This window comes from Domibacillus indicus, from assembly GCF_023715895.1.
In the GTDB taxonomy this organism is placed as follows: domain Bacteria; phylum Bacillota; class Bacilli; order Bacillales; family Domibacillaceae; genus Domibacillus; species Domibacillus indicus_A.
This window is the reverse complement of the sequence record NZ_JAMBOO010000002.1, coordinates 547,234-565,118: the sequence shown is the minus strand read 5'-3', so window position 1 is coordinate 565,118 and position 17,885 is coordinate 547,234. Positions and strand designations below refer to the sequence as shown.

The 17,885-nt window shown below is 45.1% G+C and carries 16 protein-coding genes, 15 tRNA genes, 2 rRNA genes and 1 riboswitch; of the genes, 26 read left to right on the top strand and 7 right to left on the bottom strand.

Annotated elements, in window-relative coordinates; genetic code table 11:
* From M3221_RS06280 to M3221_RS06190, 19 genes are all read left to right on the top strand, one after another.
* Window positions 1–173, top strand: a 23S ribosomal RNA gene (locus M3221_RS06280); the annotation flags it as partial.
* Between the two features lie 126 nt (window positions 174–299).
* Window positions 300–415: ribosomal RNA gene (gene rrf / locus M3221_RS06275) — 5S ribosomal RNA — on the top strand.
* A gap of 21 nt (window positions 416–436) precedes the next feature.
* Window positions 437–511: transfer RNA gene (locus tag M3221_RS06270), tRNA-Asn, on the top strand.
* A 5-nt stretch (window positions 512–516) separates the two neighbouring features.
* A tRNA-Ser gene (locus M3221_RS06265) sits at window positions 517–608 on the top strand.
* A gap of 25 nt (window positions 609–633) precedes the next feature.
* A tRNA-Glu gene (locus M3221_RS06260) sits at window positions 634–708 on the top strand.
* 3 nt (window positions 709–711) lie between these two features.
* Window positions 712–787: transfer RNA gene (locus M3221_RS06255), tRNA-Val, on the top strand.
* A 9-nt stretch (window positions 788–796) separates the two neighbouring features.
* Window positions 797–870: transfer RNA gene (locus M3221_RS06250), tRNA-Met, on the top strand.
* A 6-nt stretch (window positions 871–876) separates the two neighbouring features.
* Window positions 877–953, top strand: a tRNA-Asp gene (locus tag M3221_RS06245).
* Between the two features lie 25 nt (window positions 954–978).
* A tRNA-Phe gene (locus M3221_RS06240) sits at window positions 979–1,051 on the top strand.
* A gap of 7 nt (window positions 1,052–1,058) precedes the next feature.
* Window positions 1,059–1,134, top strand: a tRNA-Thr gene (locus tag M3221_RS06235).
* Between the two features lie 17 nt (window positions 1,135–1,151).
* Window positions 1,152–1,235: transfer RNA gene (locus M3221_RS06230), tRNA-Tyr, on the top strand.
* A gap of 8 nt (window positions 1,236–1,243) precedes the next feature.
* Window positions 1,244–1,317 (top strand) — tRNA-Trp (locus M3221_RS06225).
* 30 nt (window positions 1,318–1,347) lie between these two features.
* Window positions 1,348–1,423 (top strand) — tRNA-His (locus tag M3221_RS06220).
* A 6-nt stretch (window positions 1,424–1,429) separates the two neighbouring features.
* A tRNA-Gln gene (locus tag M3221_RS06215) sits at window positions 1,430–1,504 on the top strand.
* 7 nt (window positions 1,505–1,511) lie between these two features.
* Window positions 1,512–1,586, top strand: a tRNA-Gly gene (locus tag M3221_RS06210).
* A gap of 13 nt (window positions 1,587–1,599) precedes the next feature.
* Window positions 1,600–1,673 (top strand) — tRNA-Cys (locus M3221_RS06205).
* Window positions 1,674–1,683: 10 nt separating this feature from the next.
* Window positions 1,684–1,767: transfer RNA gene (locus M3221_RS06200), tRNA-Leu, on the top strand.
* Between the two features lie 223 nt (window positions 1,768–1,990).
* A complete protein-coding gene (locus M3221_RS06195; protein WP_251270609.1) occupies window positions 1,991–2,788 on the top strand; it encodes a hypothetical protein in 798 nt (265 codons plus the stop codon).
* 119 nt (window positions 2,789–2,907) lie between these two features.
* Window positions 2,908–3,624, top strand: a complete 717-nt coding sequence (locus M3221_RS06190; protein WP_251270608.1) for a metallophosphoesterase family protein — start codon at window positions 2,908–2,910, stop codon at window positions 3,622–3,624.
* A 202-nt stretch (window positions 3,625–3,826) separates the two neighbouring features.
* Here M3221_RS06190 and M3221_RS06185 read toward each other — a convergent pair whose 3' ends face one another.
* Window positions 3,827–4,342 (bottom strand): hypothetical protein, encoded by a 516-nt coding sequence (locus tag M3221_RS06185; RefSeq protein WP_251270607.1) that lies wholly within the window; start codon window positions 4,340–4,342, stop codon window positions 3,827–3,829.
* A gap of 143 nt (window positions 4,343–4,485) precedes the next feature.
* Window positions 4,486–4,601, top strand: a riboswitch (TPP riboswitch).
* Between the two features lie 111 nt (window positions 4,602–4,712).
* Between M3221_RS06185 and thiC the strand changes: the two genes are divergently transcribed.
* From thiC to M3221_RS06165, 4 genes are all read left to right on the top strand, one after another.
* Window positions 4,713–6,446, top strand: coding sequence for a phosphomethylpyrimidine synthase ThiC (gene thiC / locus M3221_RS06180; protein ID WP_251270606.1), 1,734 nt, complete (start codon window positions 4,713–4,715; stop codon window positions 6,444–6,446).
* Between the two features lie 101 nt (window positions 6,447–6,547).
* Complete coding sequence (gene queG / locus M3221_RS06175) at window positions 6,548–7,684, top strand: tRNA epoxyqueuosine(34) reductase QueG (RefSeq protein WP_251270605.1); 1,137 nt, start codon at window positions 6,548–6,550, stop codon at window positions 7,682–7,684.
* A 27-nt stretch (window positions 7,685–7,711) separates the two neighbouring features.
* Window positions 7,712–8,185, top strand: coding sequence for a tRNA (uridine(34)/cytosine(34)/5-carboxymethylaminomethyluridine(34)-2'-O)-methyltransferase TrmL (gene trmL / locus M3221_RS06170; protein WP_251270604.1), 474 nt, complete (start codon window positions 7,712–7,714; stop codon window positions 8,183–8,185).
* 454 nt (window positions 8,186–8,639) lie between these two features.
* Window positions 8,640–10,523 carry a PrkA family serine protein kinase gene (locus M3221_RS06165; protein WP_242232445.1) on the top strand — a complete coding sequence of 628 codons (1,884 nt, stop codon included), beginning with the start codon at window positions 8,640–8,642 and terminating at the stop codon, window positions 10,521–10,523.
* Between the two features lie 35 nt (window positions 10,524–10,558).
* Here the strand turns inward: M3221_RS06165 and M3221_RS06160 are convergent, their stop codons facing one another.
* Complete coding sequence (locus M3221_RS06160; protein ID WP_251270603.1) at window positions 10,559–10,732, bottom strand: hypothetical protein; 174 nt, start codon at window positions 10,730–10,732, stop codon at window positions 10,559–10,561.
* Window positions 10,733–10,802: 70 nt separating this feature from the next.
* On the opposite strand from M3221_RS06160, the gene yhbH reads away from it, so the two are divergent.
* Both yhbH and wrbA read left to right on the top strand, forming a co-directional pair.
* Window positions 10,803–11,939, top strand: coding sequence for a sporulation protein YhbH (gene yhbH / locus M3221_RS06155; protein ID WP_251270602.1), 1,137 nt, complete (start codon window positions 10,803–10,805; stop codon window positions 11,937–11,939).
* A 71-nt stretch (window positions 11,940–12,010) separates the two neighbouring features.
* On the top strand, window positions 12,011–12,607 hold the full coding sequence (gene wrbA, locus M3221_RS06150; protein WP_251270601.1) for an NAD(P)H:quinone oxidoreductase: 597 nt from the start codon (window positions 12,011–12,013) through the stop codon (window positions 12,605–12,607).
* A 28-nt stretch (window positions 12,608–12,635) separates the two neighbouring features.
* Here wrbA and M3221_RS06145 read toward each other — a convergent pair whose 3' ends face one another.
* The 5 genes from M3221_RS06145 to M3221_RS06125 all read right to left on the bottom strand — a co-directional run bounded on the left by M3221_RS06145 (window position 12,636) and on the right by M3221_RS06125 (window position 17,413).
* Window positions 12,636–13,937 (bottom strand): NCS2 family permease, encoded by a 1,302-nt coding sequence (locus M3221_RS06145; protein WP_251270600.1) that lies wholly within the window; start codon window positions 13,935–13,937, stop codon window positions 12,636–12,638.
* 114 nt (window positions 13,938–14,051) lie between these two features.
* Entirely contained in the window at window positions 14,052–14,663 is a 612-nt protein-coding gene (locus M3221_RS06140; RefSeq protein ID WP_251270599.1) for a nitroreductase family protein, read from the bottom strand.
* Between the two features lie 164 nt (window positions 14,664–14,827).
* Window positions 14,828–15,826, bottom strand: coding sequence for an inorganic phosphate transporter (locus M3221_RS06135; protein WP_251270598.1), 999 nt, complete (start codon window positions 15,824–15,826; stop codon window positions 14,828–14,830).
* Between the two features lie 13 nt (window positions 15,827–15,839).
* A complete protein-coding gene (locus tag M3221_RS06130) occupies window positions 15,840–16,427 on the bottom strand; it encodes a DUF47 domain-containing protein (protein WP_251270637.1) in 588 nt (195 codons plus the stop codon).
* Window positions 16,428–16,504: 77 nt separating this feature from the next.
* On the bottom strand, window positions 16,505–17,413 hold the full coding sequence (locus M3221_RS06125) for an RluA family pseudouridine synthase (RefSeq protein ID WP_251270597.1): 909 nt from the start codon (window positions 17,411–17,413) through the stop codon (window positions 16,505–16,507).
* A gap of 92 nt (window positions 17,414–17,505) precedes the next feature.
* On the opposite strand from M3221_RS06125, the gene M3221_RS06120 reads away from it, so the two are divergent.
* A complete protein-coding gene (locus tag M3221_RS06120) occupies window positions 17,506–17,865 on the top strand; it encodes a DUF5365 family protein (protein WP_251270596.1) in 360 nt (119 codons plus the stop codon).
* The last annotated feature ends 20 nt before the right edge of the window (window positions 17,866–17,885 follow it).

Here is a 17,885-nt window from a genome sequence, read left to right as displayed (position 1 = left end):
GTGTGGACGGGATAAGTGCTGAAAGCATCTAAGCATGAAGCCCCCCTCAAGATGAGATTTCCCATTACGCAAGTAAGTAAGATCCCTTGAAGATGACGAGGTAGATAGGTTCGAGGTGGAAGTGCGGCGACGCATGGAGCTGACGAATACTAATCGATCGAGGACTTAATCAATGTACACTTGGCGTGTAACCGAAAGGTTTTTGCCCATACAATAACGCTTCTATCCAGTTTTGAAAGAACAAAAAATTTCTTGCAAATTTCATTTATTGTGCTATAATAATAAATGTCGCAAATAAGTCAGGTGGCAATAGCGAAGAGGTCACACCCGTTCCCATCCCGAACACGGCCGTTAAGCTCTTCAGCGCCGATGGTAGTTGGGGGTTTCCCCCTGTGAGAGCAGGACGCCGCCTGGCGGAAGGATTTTATATGATTATTCCGCAGTAGCTCAGTGGTAGAGCAATCGGCTGTTAACCGATCGGTCGCAAGTTCGAGTCTTGCCTGCGGAGCCATTTATGGAGAGCTGTCCGAGAGGTCGAAGGAGCACGATTGGAAATCGTGTAGACGGTTACCGCTGTCTCAAGGGTTCGAATCCCTTGCTCTCCGCCAGTATACTCTATCAAACATACATATTGGCCCCTTGGTCAAGCGGTTAAGACACCGCCCTTTCACGGCGGTAACACGGGTTCGAATCCCGTAGGGGTCACCATTTGGAGGATTAGCTCAGCTGGGAGAGCATCTGCCTTACAAGCAGAGGGTCGGCGGTTCGATCCCGTCATCCTCCACCATATTGTTATCGCGGGGTGGAGCAGCTCGGTAGCTCGTCGGGCTCATAACCCGAAGGTCGCAGGTTCAAATCCTGCCCCCGCAATTGTTTGGTCCGGTAGTTCAGTTGGTTAGAATGCCTGCCTGTCACGCAGGAGGTCGCGGGTTCGAGTCCCGTCCGGACCGCCATTATACATAGAAATCTTGTAAGAAAGGCTCAGTAGCTCAGTTGGTAGAGCAAAGGACTGAAAATCCTTGTGTCGGCGGTTCGATTCCGTCCTGAGCCATTATGCTGCCGGTGTAGCTCAATTGGTAGAGCAACTGACTTGTAATCAGTAGGTTGGGGGTTCAAGTCCTCTTGCCGGCACCATTTTGCTTATGCATGATGGAGGGGTAGCGAAGTGGCTAAACGCGGCGGACTGTAAATCCGCTCCTTCGGGTTCGGCAGTTCGAATCTGCCCCCCTCCACCAGTTTATACAGGGGCATAGTTTAACGGTAGAACAGAGGTCTCCAAAACCTCCGGTGTGGGTTCGATTCCTACTGCCCCTGCCAATTCGATCAATTTTATAAAATTTTATTATGGCGGTCGTGGCGAAGTGGTTAACGCATCGGATTGTGGCTCCGACATTCGGGGGTTCGATTCCCCTCGATCGCCCCATATTTTTGGGCTATAGCCAAGCGGTAAGGCAACGGACTTTGACTCCGTCACGCGAAGGTTCGAATCCTTCTAGCCCAGCCATTATTTTGCGGAAGTAGTTCAGTGGTAGAACATCACCTTGCCAAGGTGGGGGTCGCGGGTTCGAATCCCGTCTTCCGCTCCAACATTTTTATAAAGGCGGCATAGCCAAGCGGTAAGGCCAAGGTCTGCAAAACCTTTACCACCGGTTCGAGTCCGGTTGCCGCCTCCATTATGTATTTGCCGGCGTGGCGGAATTGGCAGACGCGCTGGACTCAAAATCCAGTTCCTTCACGGGAGTGCCGGTTCGACCCCGGCCGCCGGTATTAAACGGCGTAACCCTTCAACATTTGTTGAAGGGTTTTTTCGTGTTTAAAACCGCTGCGTTCTTAACTAAATAAAAAATCCGTTTGTGATTACATCGCTTCTAATGACACGTTTACGGTTATTCATCTAGATAAATAGTATCAACTGTGATGGATATTGTTTAAAATCCCTTCAAATCGGTAATATCCTTATTAACTTAAAACTTAAACTGGAGGGGTATGTATGAAAACATCTACTATGGGTATCATTATCGGTTCTTCAGCTTTGGCATCAGCAGGGGCTGTAAAAATGACAAAAGGGTATAGCAATAAGAAACAAATGGCTGAAAACCGGAACCAAAAATTTAGTGCAGTAAAAGAAGTGAAAAAAGGAATTAAAAATGGGGTAAAAGCTGGTACCGGAAAAACAGCAGACCTTATTAAAACAGGCGTTGAAACCGAAGAAGAGATGATCAAGGGCGGTATTAATAAAACCATCCAGGGAGTAAAAACTGGAATTGAAGCACAGCAAAAAATGATGGAGAAAGAAAAAGAGATGCTTGACCGGATGAATTCCTCTCTTCAGAAAAAAGAAATGACGATGGGTGTAGTAGTTGGTTCTACCGCATTACTCACTACTGGAATCGTTTTAGCTTTAAATGCATTTCAGCAAAAACAAGAATCAGGAGATACGGACTCTGGTACAGTGGGTAAAATCGGCAATGGTTTAAAAGCAGGAACGACAAAAGTGGTAAAAGGCATTAAAAATGGTATTGCTTCTAAGAAAAATGAGCAAACCATGGTCGTTGAGAAAACAAAATTTATTGATGACAAGTCCACTGAACTTAAAAAAGACGAAGTGGAGAGTGTTGATTCAGAAAAAGCAAAAGAATATGAAGGGCTGACGGGATTAGATGCCCAGTACCGCGATGAATGGCAGGCAAACGGGTTTCCGCAGACAAACGCCGAATTAAAAGCACTTGAAGAAGCCGAGGGATCTGATTCTTCCGCTCCGCAAAAAGAAAAAAATAACCTTCGGTAAAACCTAAAGCTCACCTTTATTGGTGAGCTTATTTCTTTACAGTAAAAAGCCTGCTTGTCATAATTTTTTTATACATATCGGTTCTCTGCTTTAAAATTATAAAGAAAAGGATGTTGAAAATGAAAGCAGCTTTTATCTCTGATGTTCATGGGAATGCAGTGGCGCTTCAAGCTGTGTTAAATGATCTTAAAACGAAGCAGGTAGATAAAATTTATGTACTGGGCGACCTTTGTTACCGCGGGCCGGAACCGAAGCGGTCACTGGAGCTGATTCAAGGGCTTCAAACAGAAGTGATTAAAGGGAATGCGGATGAATGGGTTGTGCGAGGTGTTCACAAAGGAGAAGTAGCAGAAGCAGCGCTGGAGCTGATGAATCAAGAGCGTGACTGGACTGTATCACAGTTAGAAGAAGCGGATATCGATTACCTAAACGCTCTTCCAACAGAGCTTCATCTCGATCTGGACGGTGTGGCGGTTCATGCTTTTCATGCAGCGCCGGACAGCTTATTTACCGTAGTTTCTTCTTCCGAGCCTGACGAGGTGTTAGAAACGAAATTAATGCTTTCTGAAAGTAATGACGTATATATCTATGCTCATATTCATAAGCCTTATATTCGGTATATAAAAGGAAAGATCGTCATAAATATCGGCAGCGTCGGCCTCCCGTTTGACGGCGTTAAAAAAGCTTCATACGCTATTGTAGAAACAGACGGACACCGGATCAGCACTTCCATTGAACGGGTGGAATTTGATGCGGACAAAGTGATGAATCAATACAAAGAAGTGAATTATCCAAACCAAAATATGCTGTCTGTCATTCAGAATGCTTCTCTTTAAATAAACAGCCTCTTCGAAGAGAAGAGGCTGTTTCGCAGGGAGAAACCGTTTAAAAACATCCAAAGGGCGGATTGCCATCGCATTAGATGGGGATTGGTTATCGGTCACAAGGTGAATGGAAAACGGGGATTGGTTTGCTTTTCTATTCAAAAAGTGAGGTTCCCAATCCTGCGCCTTGAAAAAGAGTCTCACTTTTTCAAGGTTAAAAATATTTTTCGTCATTAAAGGCAATGGTAACTGTGTAATTTTTTGCATTAATTAAATTAGAAAGCTTATGAGCTTCCCGTTCAAGCTGAATCGCTTTTTGCCGATAGTCCTCAGGCTCGAACAGAGCTACTTTATAAACAGTGGTGCTCTCCGCATAACCGTATTGGATTTCCTCCTTTGGAGAAGCGCCCATTTCCTTGCAAAGCCGTGCTTCTGCACGAAGCTGAGTCGCCCATTCAATTGCTTCTACAAGGGGAACGGTTTCGTTTTTAAAGGAAACGGTGTTTTCGCTATTGGCTTTGTACATGAGCCGGTCCAGTGTGCGCGCGTCTTTTCGAACTTCTTGAAGTTCTGCTTCTACAGCGCTTACGGTCCGTACAGCAGTTGGAATAGAATCACCTTTTTCAATCGTTGTGTAAGCAACGCGGCGTAATTCTTCCTCCAATTCATGCACTTTTTTAGTTAAAATACTTTTTAACTTTACCGCTTCTGCTAAAGAAATAGTCTGCATTGCATTGCCTCCGTTCGCCTGATAAAAAACTAGTTATAAGCGTAGCATTTAAAGGTTTTTGGGGCAAATAAATAGCATTACATGGAAAAAATGCTTTACAGATCATTTTTATCGTGTTACATTTTGTACACAGCTTCATAATTTACAACTGCTAGGGGTGTCCGTTAGCCGGACTGAGAGAAGAGCGCGCTTTAAGGCTCTTTAACCCTTCGAACCTGATCTGGCCAGTACCAGCGTAGGGAAGTAGGGACACGGTTTTTAAGCCGTCCATTAAACTATTTCACGGGTTCTTTTATTTTAAAAGAACCCGTTTTTATTTTTTACGTGTGTGTGTCCAGATCGGTTTCAGCAGTCCAGGGAGGAAAATAAGATGAATCGTTTGAAAAGTGAAAAAATCGATCTGCAGGCACAATTTCCAGCAAGTGAAAAAGTTTATGTGGAAGGAAGTCAAACGGACATCCGGGTTCCATTCCGGCAAATTAAATTAAGCGAAACGAAAACAGATGCAGGAACCCATGCAAACGAACCGATCACCGTTTATGACACAAGCGGTCCTTATTCAGAACCCGGTTTTATTGCAGACGTACATAAAGGCCTGCCGCGTGTAAGAGAGCAGTGGGTGGCAGCCAGAGAAGACACAGAGCTTTATGAAGGAAGAGAAGTAAAGCCGGAAGACAATGGGGTCAAAGAAGCGGAATCGATGTTTCAAGCGGATTTTGCCCATAAACCAAGACGGGCGCTTCCTGGCCAGAACGTAACTCAAATGCATTATGCGAAAAAAGGCATAATCACACCGGAAATGGAATATGTAGCGATTCGTGAGAACATGGACGCAGAAACGATTCGTGAGGAGGTTGCTTCCGGCCGTGCGATTATTCCGGCCAATATTAACCACCCTGAAAATGAGCCGATGATTATTGGCAGCCGTTTTCATGTAAAAGTCAATGCGAATATTGGTAACTCGGCAGTAAGTTCATCTATTGAAGAAGAAGTAGAAAAAATGACGTGGGCAACGCATTGGGGTGCGGACACGATTATGGATCTGTCTACAGGAAAAAATATTCATGCGACAAGGGAATTTATCATCCGCAATTCGCCGGTACCGGTTGGCACTGTGCCGATTTACCAGGCTCTTGAAAAAGTAAAAGGCATAGCAGAAGATTTAACGTGGGAAGTGTATCGGGATACACTCATTGAGCAGGCTGAGCAGGGAGTCGATTATTTTACAATTCACGCCGGCGTACTACTTCGCTATATTCCAATGACAATTAAGCGGACAACCGGTATTGTTTCACGCGGTGGTTCCATTATGGCGCAATGGTGCCTGGCTCATCACCAGGAAAATTTCTTATACACACACTTTGAAGAAATTTGTGAAATTTTAAAAGCGTACGATATTTCGGTTTCTTTGGGAGACGGCCTTCGTCCGGGATCGATTGCCGATGCAAATGACGAAGCTCAATTTGCGGAACTTGAAACGCTTGGCGAACTGACGAAAATTGCCTGGGAATATGATGTGCAGGTAATGATCGAAGGACCAGGACATGTACCACTTCATAAAATCAAAGAAAATATTGATAAAGAAATTGATATTTGCCAGGGCGCGCCGTTTTACACACTTGGTCCGCTTACAACGGATATTGCACCGGGATATGACCATATCACTTCTGCGATTGGTGCAGCGATGATTGCTATGCATGGCACGGCGATGCTTTGTTATGTGACACCGAAGGAGCATCTTGGCCTGCCGGATAAAAATGACGTTCGTGAAGGGGTCATTGCCTACAAAATTGCTGCTCATGCAGCGGATCTTGCCAAAGGCCATCCGGGAGCTCAGAAAAGAGATGATGCTTTATCAAAAGCGCGCTTTGAATTCAGATGGCATGATCAGTTTAATTTATCGCTTGACCCGGACCGGGCGCGCGAATACCATGATGAAACCCTGCCGGCAGAAGGAGCAAAAACGGCTCATTTCTGTTCAATGTGCGGACCAAAATTCTGCTCGATGCGCATTTCTCATGATTTGCGTAAGCAGGCAGCCGAAGAAGGCATGAAAGAAAAGTCGAAGGAATTTGTAGAAACAGGAAGCCATATTTACAGCTGACATGCTCGACTTTATCGCATTTTTGTGAAATAATAAGAAAAACGACAAACAGGCAGACGGGATTCCCGTTTGCCTATTTTCTATGGAACGGAGGAGAAGAAATGTACCGGCAGTTAAAGCAGGAACTGATTGACTACAGCAAAGAAATTGGCATCGATAAAATCGGATTCGCTGCGGCCGATCCGTTTCTTGAATTAAAACAAAAACTGGTACAGCAGCAAGAACTAGGATATGCATCCGGTTTTGAGGAAAAAGATATTGAGAAGCGGACAAACCCGGCACTCTTGATGGATAGTCCGCGTTCGATTATTGCCATTGCGCTTGCGTATCCATCGAAGCTGGAAGGAGCTCCGAAAGGGAAAAAGGGAGAGCGGCGCGGCTTGTTTTGCCGAGCGTCCTGGGGAGAAGATTATCACCTCGTTCTGCGCAGAAAGCTGGAACAGCTGGAAGTGTTTTTAAAAGAAAAAATGCCAGATGTCCAAACGAAATCAATGGTTGATACAGGTGAGCTGTCTGACCGTGCGGTGGCGGAGCGGGCTGGCATCGGCTGGAGTGCAAAAAACTGTGCGATTATTACACCGGAGTTTGGTTCATACGTGTATTTAGGTGAAATGCTGACCAATATTCCTTTTGAACCGGACACGCCGATGGAAAGCCAGTGCGGCACGTGTACGAAATGTATTGACGCCTGCCCAACAAGTGCACTCGTTCAAGGAGGACAGCTTAATTCTCAGCGGTGTATCGCTTATTTAACGCAGACAAAAGACTTTTTGCCGGAGGAATTCCGTAAACATCTCGGAAACCGGCTGTACGGCTGTGATACGTGCCAGACCGTCTGCCCGGCCAATAAAGGGAAACACACATTAAACCATGAAGAAATGACACCGGCACTGGAAGAAGTAAAGCCGCTGTTAGAGCCGCTTTTATCGATGAGCAACAAGGAATTTAAGGAGCGGTTTGGCGCGATGTCTGGTTCATGGCGCGGCAAAAAGCCGATTCAGCGAAATGCAGTCATTGCATTGGCTCATTTCAGGGAGCCATCTTCGCTGCCGGCCCTTGCTGCTCTGCTTCACAACGATCCACGTCCAGTTCTTCGTGGTACAGCAGCTTATGCTATTGGGCAGATTGGCGGCATAGAAGCAGAGTCCCAGCTGTTCAAAGCACTAGAGCGCGAAGAAGATGAGACAGTGGTGGATGAAATTAAAAAAGCACTCGGACAGATAGGTTCCGTGTTATAATGATGAGTTGAAAAGGAGTGAAGTTTTGTGGCAGTTCATGTAGTGCTATACCAGCCGGAAATCCCGGCCAATACCGGAAATATTGCGCGGACGTGTGCGGCGACCGGTACACCGCTTCATTTAATCCGCCCGCTTGGATTTTCAACTGACGATAAAATGCTTAAGCGTGCCGGGCTGGATTATTGGGAATTTGTTGATATTACGTATTATGATTCTCTTGAAGAGTTTTTTGAAAAAAATCCAGATGGAAATATGTATTATCTTTCAAAGTTCGGTAAACAGGATCACGCTAAGTTTGACTACAGCGATACAGAACAGGATCATTATTTTATGTTTGGCAAAGAAACAACGGGTCTTCCAAAAGATTTGATCGCGGCCAATATGGACCGCTGCCTGCGCATTCCAATGAATGAGCATGTCCGCTCGCTTAACTTGTCCAACACGGCAGCCATTCTTATATACGAGGCACTTCGCCAGCAAGGCTTCCCAGACCTGTATTAAAGAAAAGCGCAAGTCGGCCGTTCAGGCCCGGCAGGCATAAGATGAACTGCATTGGCGGCGCTTTTTGCCGCAAAGGCGGGGCAGCTTATGACCGAGGGGCTGGCCGGCTGGAGCAAAAAAGTGCAAGACGCTCTAAGTTGAATGCTGGTTATAATCACATATCTTTTTAAAAAAAGCTGTACCGAAAAAATCGGTACAGCTTTTTTTATTTCGCGCCTGGTTTGTCGTTGTAGCCCGCTGTGAAAATCGCTGATAAAAAAGCAATACATACGAAAAGAACACCTAATAATCTCATGGAAAGAAGCCCCTTTCTGTAGCGTAAACGCATTCATTTTTCCCTATTATACCGGATGCAATATTGAATGTGAACGTTTCTTTTTCTCATAAATGGTTTCGCCGGCGCATAAAATCCGATAAATACGCCCATTAGAGTGCGGAGCGGAGGGAGCCAATTATGACGATACTCGATAAAATTCAATCAAGCCGTGCCGAAGAAGAAAAGCTACGCTGGGAAGGAACATTCCGGGAGTATTTGGAGCTTCTTAGAGAAAAGCCGCATATTGCAATGCCAGCGCATGCGCGTATATACAATATGATTCGCTCATTCGGTATGACAGATGGAAATTATGACTTTTTCAGCCGCGAGCTTTTTGGTCTTGAAGAACCGATCCAGCGTCTTGTAGAAGAGTATTTTCATCCGGCGGCGAAAAAGCTAGATGTACGCAAACGGATTTTGCTGCTGATGGGGCCAGTTGGCGGAGGGAAGTCCACAATTGTATCAATGCTTAAGCGGGGACTGGAGCAATACACCCGCACAGATGCCGGCGCCGTATATGCCATTAAAGGCTGCCAGATGGCAGAAGATCCACTTCATCTAATTCCACGGGATCTTCGGGATGACTTTTATGAAGAGTATGGTATCCGCATTGAAGGATCATTGTCACCGCTAAATGCCTACCGGCTTGAGCATGAATTTGGAGGCCGCATTGAAGAAGTGCCGGTTGAGCGTATTTTCTTCTCAGAAGACCGGCGCCGCGGCATTGGAACGTTCAGTCCATCCGATCCGAAATCACAGGACATTGCGGATTTAACCGGCAGCATCGATTTTTCAACGATCGCCGAGTTTGGATCGGAGTCTGATCCGCGCGCCTACCGGTTTGACGGAGAATTAAACATTGCAAACCGGGGATTAATGGAATTCCAGGAAATGCTGAAGTGTGATGAGAAGTTTCTATGGCACCTGCTCTCACTAACCCAAGAAGGGAATTTCAAAGCCGGCCGGTTTGCCTTAATCTCGGCAGATGAAATGATTATTGCCCATACCAATGAAACAGAGTACCGTTCCTTTATTGCAGATAAAAAGAATGAAGCTCTTCATTCCCGTATGATTGTTATGCCGGTGCCATACAACCTAAAGGTGACTGAAGAAGAAAAAATTTATGAAAAAATGATACACGAAAGTGAAGCGGCTTCCATTCATTTTGCACCGCACACGTTCCGTACTGCAGCCATGTTCACCATCTTAACGCGCTTAAAAGAATCGAGCCGGGCAAACGTTGATCTTGTGATGAAGATGAAGCTTTATGACGGAGCAGTGGTAGAAGGATTAACGCCGCTTGATGCTATTGAACTCCGAAAAGAACATTCGGATGAAGGAATGGATGGAATCGATCCACGGTATGTAATGAACCGCATTTCTGCAGCCATTATTAAAAAAGGAACCAATTCGATCAATGCACTGGATGTGCTGCGCTCATTAAAAGACGGCCTGGATTCACATCCGTCCATTACAAAGGAAATGCGCACGAAATACTTGCAGTTTATTTCCGAAGCGAGAAAGCAGTACGATGAAACGGCGAAAAAAGAAGTTCAAAAAGCCTTTGTTTACTCGTATGAAGAATCGGCCCGGGCATTAATGGACAACTATTTGGATAATGTGGAAGCATACTGCAACAAGGTGAAATTAAGCGATCCGCTCACAGGTGAGGAAGTCAGTCCGGACGAGCGTTTAATGCGGTCGATCGAAGAACAGATTGGCGTGTCAGAAAACGCTAAAAAAGCATTCCGCGAAGAAATGCTGATTCGAATTTCCGCTTATGCACGCAAAGGGAAAAAATTTGATTACCGGGAGCATGATCGGCTTCGAGAAGCGATTCAGAAAAAGCTGTTTTCCGACTTAAAAGACATTGTTAAAATTACCACTTCGTCTGTTACGCCGGATGAACAGCAGTTGAAAAAGATGAATGAAGTCACAGCACGCTTAATTGACGAATGCGGCTACAATTCTGTTTCAGCCAATGAATTGCTTCGCTATGTTGGAGGACTTTTAAACCGATAACCAAAAGAAAAACCCGGTTGCAGGCAGCCGGGTTATTATTTTCCATCGGTTGATTCGTCAAATTGAATCGGATCAGGCTGTCGTTCATGCTGCTTCAGCTCTTCATTTGTCCGCTGGCGCTCCATTTGACGGCCAAGGATTTCCATGTCTTCAAAGCTTGTGACCATTGAATTCATAGGCTGTTCTTCACGCTTCTTTAAATTCATCATGAGTCACCTCATTATTCTTTTATACTTGTTTACCCTTTTTGATTGAAATAAAACCTGGGGAGGAAATGAAATGGACACATCCTATCATTTATCAGAAGAAGACTGGTCACTCCACCGAAAAGGCTATGATGACCAGGAACGCCATCGGCAAAAAGTAAAAGAAGCGATCAAAAAAAATTTAGCTGATATGGTGACTGAAGAGCAAATTATTATGTCGGACGGCAAGCGGACAGTGAAACTGCCGATCCGTTCGCTTCAGGAATATAAAATTCGTTATTCCGATGAAAAATCCAAGCATACCGGGCAGGGAAAAGGAGAAGTTGGAGACGCGATCGCCCGGGCAGGCGGAGATGAGAAAAGTGCGGCTGGGCAGGGCAAAAAAGCAGGAAACCAGCGCGGGGAGGATTTTTATGAAGCGGAAGTCAGCATGGCTGAAATTGAAGATGCTCTGTTTTCTGAGCTGGCCCTGCCAAACCTCGCTGAAAAAGAAAAAGCGGAATCGGTTATTACGGACTGGACTATTAATGACATCCGTAAAACAGGTGTAACGGCACGAATTGATAAAAAGAAAACATTAATGGCAGCGTTTAAGCGAAACGCACTGGCGGGAGAGATGTCTTTTTTCCCTGTCCGCCCGGAAGACCGTCGTTTTCGCTCTTTTACCGAAGAGAAAAAGCCTCAGTCTAAAGCCGTGATTTTTGCGATGATGGATACGAGTGGAAGTATGGGGCCGTTTGAGAAATATATCGCCCGCAGCTTTTTTTTCTGGATGACCCGCTTTTTAAGAAAAAAATATACAACGGTTGATATTGTATTTATTGCCCATCATACAGAAGCGCTCCAGATGGAAGAAAATGATTTCTTCACTAAAGGAGAAAGCGGCGGAACCATCTGTTCATCTGCGTACCGGCTTGTGCTGGAGCTGATGGAAAAAAAATATTCGCCGGAACGGTACAACATTTATCCATTTCATTTTTCTGATGGCGATAATCTTGCTTCAGACAATCCCCAGTGTGTTGCATTGCTCGAAAAAATACTGCCGCACTGCCGCATGTTCGGCTATGGGGAAGTGAATCAGTACAACCGGACCACACCACTGATGTCCGCATTTCGAAAAGTACAAAACCCACTGTTTAAATCCTACGTCATTCGTAAAAGGGAAGACGTCTATCCGGCACTTTCCTACTTTTTTCAGCCGGATAAATGAAAAGGTTTTGTTTTTTTCTCCAGCGGGCAAACTCAGTAAGAGGAAACCACGCATAAGGGGGAGAGTAAGAGATGACAAATTTAGCCGTAATTTATTACAGCATGACCGGTACGAATTTTCAATTGGCGAACTGGGCGAAAGAAGCGGGAGAAGAAGCAGGAGCGAATGTAAAAGTTCTTAAAATTCCAGAAACGGCTCCCGCATCGGCCATTGAAAAAAACGATGCCTGGAAGGCGCACGTAGAAGAAGCAAAGGATATTCCAGAGGTAACGCTGGATGATTTAGAATGGGCAGATGCCATTGTATTCAGCGTTCCGACAAGATACGGCAATGTACCCGGCCAATTCAAGCAATTTATTGATTCAACCGGCGGCCTGTGGGCAACCGGAAAGCTGGCTAATAAAGTAGTCAGCGCTATGACATCAGCTCAAAACGCTCACGGCGGACAGGAGCAGACGATTCTTCAGCTGTATACAACCATGTATCATTGGGGCGCCATTATTGCAGCTCCCGGCTACACAGATCCTGTTCTGTTTGAAGCAGGAGGAAATCCATATGGTACAAGTGTATCAGTAGGAAGAGACGGCATGAAAGAAAATGTAGAAGCCGCAGTCAAGCACCAGGCGAAGCGTACTGTTTCCATTGCCAGCGCTTTATCCTCTTTATAAAAAAATCCGCCCGTATGGGGCGGATTTTTTAGTGCGGCAAAAATAACAGCTGGTAGAAAAACAGCACCGCAAAAATATACACAAGCGGATGAACCTCTTTATAGCGTCCCCGTGCGATTTTCACAAGCGGGTACGATACAAAGCCAAGGGCAATTCCTGTTGCAATACTTGATGTAAGCGGCATGGTTAAAATAATCAGAAACGCAGGGAACGCTTCATCAAGCTCTTTCCAATTTACTTTCGCAGCATTTTGCATCATTAAGCAGCCCACGATAATCAACGAGGGAGCTGTAATGGCAGAAATACCGGATACAGCTGAAACGAGCGGGCCAAAGAAAGCAGCCAGAATAAACAATCCAGCAACGGTTACCGATGTAAGTCCGGTTCTTCCTCCGGCTGCAACGCCTGTTGATGATTCAATATAAGCACTGGTCGGGCTCGTACCCGCCATCGCACCGATGGATGTAGCAACAGAGTCCGCTAAAAGCGCTTGGCGCGCTCGGGGCATTTTGTTTCCTTTCATCAAACCAGCCTGCTGGGCAACACCAACCATTGTGCCGGTTGTGTCAAAAATCGTGACGAGCAGGAAAGAAAAAACAACCGCATATAAGCTGTGGCTGACAACGTCACCAAAGGCTGTAATAGGATTTAAAGCTAACAGCCCATCCGGCATGGACGGCATGCCGACAAAGCCCTCCTTAAACGAAAGCTGGCCGGTAAAAAAAGCAGCAAGCCCCGTAATGACCATACCTATGAATAGGGCACCGTTCACACCGCGAACCATTAACACAATGGTAACCGCAAGGCCGAACAAAGCCAAAAGCGCGGACGGGCTCTGCAAATCGCCCAGCTTCACAAGGTTGCTTGGATCCGGGCCGATGATGCCAGTCAGGCGAAGCCCAATAAAAGCAATAAACAAGCCGATACCGGCAGAAATACCGTGCTTTAAATTTTCGGGTATGGCTTCGATTAACTTTTCACGAAGCGGCGTTAAAGACAAAACCACAAAAAGAAGCCCCGAAATAAAAACAGCTGCAAATGCTGTTTCATACGTAATGCCGCCATGCGACCCGACAACTGAGTAAGCGAAATATGCATTCATTCCCATACCAGGTGCAATCGCAATTGGGTAGTTGGCGAACAAGCCCATCCAAAGTGTTCCGACAACCGCTGCAATGATTGTCGCCGTAAACACCTGCTCAAATGGGACACCGGCATCTGACAAAATAATCGGGTTAACTACCACGATATACACCATTGTCAGGAAGGTTGTTAAGCCGGCAAGCAGTTCCGTTTTAACGGTCGTGCCATGTTCATTCAATTTAAACATTTCTTCATTCCTCCACAAACAAGCATTAAAATCCCTTGTTAATACTAGACGTTTTCTGCAGGAGGTGCAAGAGGCAATTCAAAAAGCCGCTCTCTACGAGAAGCGGCTTTTGAATTATTCTGCGTAGGTAATCAGCTGGTTGATCGGAAGACGGTCAGTAGGGCGGCCTTCCTGAAGGGCTTTACCGACTGTAATCAGCATCGTTGGCAGGTAACGTGCAGGCACGTTAAACGCCTCTGCCAGCCCGGAAGCATTGAAGCCGCCAATTGGGCATGTGTCATATCCTTTTGCCCGTGCAGCCAGCATAAGCTGCATCGCAGCCAGCGATGAATTTAAAATGGCCCCGTCGCGCGGGTACTCAGCGCGGTTGTAAGCTCCGTTAATTTGGCCGGCTAAAATTTCTTTTAGCTCAGGTGTCATTTCGCCGCTTTCAACCTGTGGATCAAAAACCGGATCCACGTTTAAATTGCCTTGCAAATCACCCATGATGCAAATAACAGCAGAGGCATCCACAATTTGCTGCTGATTGTAGGCGATTGGCAATAATTTTTTCTGCACGTCTTTTCCGTGAAAAACAAGGAAGTGCCATTGCTGTAGATTCCACGCAGATGGTGCCCGTCCTGCTACTTGAAGCAATTCTGTTAACTCTTCCCCTGATATACGTGCATTTGGATCGTATACCTTTACCGAACGGCGGCCAAGGGCTACTTCAAAAAAATCTGACATAAACAAAAATCCCCCTATATCGTCATTTTTCGCCATAAAAGCGGAAAAATGGTTCGTCTATTACTTTTCGTAAGTGATATTCGCTTTTCACTTTAATCAATATATGTTCATTCGTCAAGAAATCGGATTTTGTATAAAAAAGCTGAACCAAAAATTGGTTCAGCTTAGAGAAAGATATTCAGTATATAGTAGCTGATGGCTGCGATAGTAGCAGTTATCGGCAGTGTGATGACCCAGGTGATCAGCATGCGCTGAGCAGTATCCCATTTAACTCCTTTAACACGGTGGGCAGTACCAACACCAAGAATAGAAGAAGAGATCACATGGGTTGTGCTGACCGGCAAATGAATAAGCGTGGCGCCAAAAATGATCATCGCAGATGAAAGATCGGCCGCTACACCGTTGACTGGGCGGATTTTCATAATCTTGCCGCCAACGGTTTTAATGATTTTCCAACCGCCGACTGACGTACCAAGCCCCATTGCCAGCGCACAGGAAACCTGTACCCACAGCTGAATATCTGTTGACTGCTGGTAGTTTCCGGCAATTAATGCCATTGTAATGATCCCCATCGCTTTTTGCGCATCATTCGTACCGTGTGTATAAGACTGCAGGGCAGCAGTCGCAATTTGGATCAGACGGAAATTCCGGTTTGTTTTCGCCAAATTGTTGTTTTTAAATACGACTTTAAAAATACTATACACGATAAAGCCGATCGCGAAAGCAAGAAGCGGCGAGATAATAAGCGCTTGAAGAATTTTGAAAAATCCGCCGTAATTTAATGCCTGGAATCCGGCTGCAGCAATTGCCGCTCCGGCAACCGAACCGATAAGAGCATGCGATGAACTGCTTGGAATACCGTAGTACCATGTAAGCAGGTTCCAAAAAATAGCAGCGGTTAAAGCGGCTAAAATGACAACCAGTCCGTTTTCAAGCATAAACGGATCCACAATATCTTTTGTGATCGTTTTTGCTACCCCAGTAAATGTCATGGCGCCTAAAAAGTTCATAAAAGCTGCCAGTATAATAGCACGCCGCGGCGTAAGGGCCTTTGTTGATACGGCTGTCGCAATTGCATTAGCCGTGTCATGGAACCCGTTAATAAAATCAAACGCAAGCGCGAAAATAACAATCAAAATAGTAATAAGAAATAATGTATCCAACGGTCAAGACCCCTTATGCGTTTTTCATAATAATGGTTTCAAGTGTATTGGCGACGTCTTGGCAATAGTCCGCAATTTCTTCAAGGTTTTCGTAAATTTCTTTCATCTTGATCAAGCGGATCGGATCTTTCTCAATTGTAAAAATATGTTTGATTGATTGACGAAGAATTCCGTCACAAACAGTTTCATATTCCTTAATTTTAATAGCATGTGTGCGGATCACCTGCAGCTTTTTAACAGTAAGCAGTTCAACGGCTGAGACAATTTCCTCTGCACAAGAACGGATTGCATCAACGAATTTCAGCATGTATTCGTCTGCATTAATGACAGAGTACATTTCAAACATAGCGGCAGTTGCTTCAAGCCCGTCCATCACATCATCCATGCTCATTGCCAGCGCCAGAATGTCTTCACGTTCAATTGGTGTGATGAAAGTGTGGTTTAACTCTTTAATCACTTCATGCATAAGGTCATCGCCTTTTGTTTCAAAGCGTTTCATTTCATCTGAAAAGATTTTTAAATCTCCAGCATTTTTCAGCTTATATTCAGCGAAATAGTCTGCACCTTCTTTTAAATTTAATGCAATAGATTCAAGCAGCATTGAAAATTTATCTTTTTTCTGTTTAAACACGTTCACAACCTCCTGAAATAGTTAAAAATAATCTCAACTTTCCCATTTTACTCGAAACATGTCGTTAAAAAAAGCTTTTTTATTGAATCCGGCACAGGAGCCGATACGGTTACGCAATCATTTACAAATGGGTGAGGAATTGTTAATTTTGCTGCATGCAGCAGTGGATGGGGAGAAATCCCGCTTCCGCCGTACAATGCATCTCCAGAAATCGGATGGCCGATCGAGGACAGATGGACACGAATTTGGTGAGTGCGGCCTGTTTCGAGCCGGCACTTTAGCAAGGAGCGGCCATCCTGCACGGCCACCCGTTCAAAATGAGTAACCGCTGCCTGGCCGTTCGGAGAAATCCGCCGTCTTGTCGGATGATGGCGATCTTTTCCAATCGCCTTTCGAACCGTGCCGCTTTTTTGAGTAACATCCCCGTCTACTACTGCATAGTACGTGCGGAAAATTTCTTTTTGCTCAAGCAGGCGGGAGAGCATGGCATAAGCCGCTTCATGTTTTGAAAACAAAACAGCTCCGCTTGTTCCTTCATCGAGGCGGTGGACATGCCGCACAGGAAGAGAGTCTCCTTTCACTGACATGTGATAGCTTACACCGTTGAGCAGCGTATGGCGTTCACCAGGGTCATTCGGATGGGTCTTGATTCCGGCCGGTTTATCCGCAACCACCAAATGATCATCCTCGTATAAAATGGAAGGCGAGGGAGGCACAGGTTCAGCGCCGAATGAACCGGGTTTGAAAAAAGGAAAGGCCAAAGAGCTGCCCTGCTCAAGCGGCTGGCGCCAATTTGCAGGCTGTCCATTCAAAAGAATAGAACGGTCCATTCGCCATAAATGAATCATTTTTTTCGGAAGCTGCCATTTTTCTGAAAGAATGGCTTCAATGGTTGAACCATCCAGCTCTGCATTTATATACATTACCCAGTGCTGATTTTGTCGAATTGTATGCATGAAGTTCATCCTTTTCTAATAAATAGTTATTTTCTCTCTGAGAATTGTATGGTATTCTGATAGGAGACTGCAACTAAAGGTGGCTGTAAACCATGTCCATACTTATGTCTTCAACCATTGAACAAGAAGAGAAAATTAAAACATTGTGCTCTTATTTGTCGAAACAGGTATTTCCACGTTACATTCAGTCTGATCTTATTGAAAAGATCGAAGCAGAAAAACTTTTTTCACTGGATGATAAACAACTTGAACAAGTAGAATCGCTGCACGATGCTTCATGTGTAATCACAGCACTCAATACGATTATTTCCATCCTAGAAACCTCATCTCTTTCTACTCAATATGAAGCATTATTTACGGAAAGTATTCATACATTACAAAGTTATCAGATTTCTTTTCCATTTCCGCTGTCCTTTTTTATTGAACAGAAGCGGACGACTTTTTCAAAATAAAAAACGGCTTTCCCATTTAG

What these genes read in the sequence shown, in the direction of transcription:
- M3221_RS06125 (WP_251270597.1), bottom strand. Translation starts at nt 17,413, where the DNA reads ATGCATACAATTCGACAAAATCAGCACTGGGTAATGTATATAAATGCA.
- M3221_RS06195 (WP_251270609.1), top strand. Translation starts at nt 1,991, where the DNA reads ATGAAAACATCTACTATGGGTATCATTATCGGTTCTTCAGCTTTGGCA.
- M3221_RS06185 (WP_251270607.1), bottom strand. Translation starts at nt 4,342, where the DNA reads ATGCAGACTATTTCTTTAGCAGAAGCGGTAAAGTTAAAAAGTATTTTA.
- M3221_RS06140 (WP_251270599.1), bottom strand. Translation starts at nt 14,663, where the DNA reads ATGTCAGATTTTTTTGAAGTAGCCCTTGGCCGCCGTTCGGTAAAGGTA.
- queG (WP_251270605.1), top strand. Translation starts at nt 6,548, where the DNA reads ATGTACCGGCAGTTAAAGCAGGAACTGATTGACTACAGCAAAGAAATT.
- M3221_RS06130 (WP_251270637.1), bottom strand. Translation starts at nt 16,427, where the DNA reads ATGCTGCTTGAATCTATTGCATTAAATTTAAAAGAAGGTGCAGACTAT.
- yhbH (WP_251270602.1), top strand. Translation starts at nt 10,803, where the DNA reads ATGGACACATCCTATCATTTATCAGAAGAAGACTGGTCACTCCACCGA.
- M3221_RS06120 (WP_251270596.1), top strand. Translation starts at nt 17,506, where the DNA reads ATGTCCATACTTATGTCTTCAACCATTGAACAAGAAGAGAAAATTAAA.
- M3221_RS06160 (WP_251270603.1), bottom strand. Translation starts at nt 10,732, where the DNA reads ATGATGAATTTAAAGAAGCGTGAAGAACAGCCTATGAATTCAATGGTC.
- wrbA (WP_251270601.1), top strand. Translation starts at nt 12,011, where the DNA reads ATGACAAATTTAGCCGTAATTTATTACAGCATGACCGGTACGAATTTT.
- M3221_RS06165 (WP_242232445.1), top strand. Translation starts at nt 8,640, where the DNA reads ATGACGATACTCGATAAAATTCAATCAAGCCGTGCCGAAGAAGAAAAG.
- thiC (WP_251270606.1), top strand. Translation starts at nt 4,713, where the DNA reads ATGAATCGTTTGAAAAGTGAAAAAATCGATCTGCAGGCACAATTTCCA.
- M3221_RS06190 (WP_251270608.1), top strand. Translation starts at nt 2,908, where the DNA reads ATGAAAGCAGCTTTTATCTCTGATGTTCATGGGAATGCAGTGGCGCTT.
- M3221_RS06145 (WP_251270600.1), bottom strand. Translation starts at nt 13,937, where the DNA reads ATGTTTAAATTGAATGAACATGGCACGACCGTTAAAACGGAACTGCTT.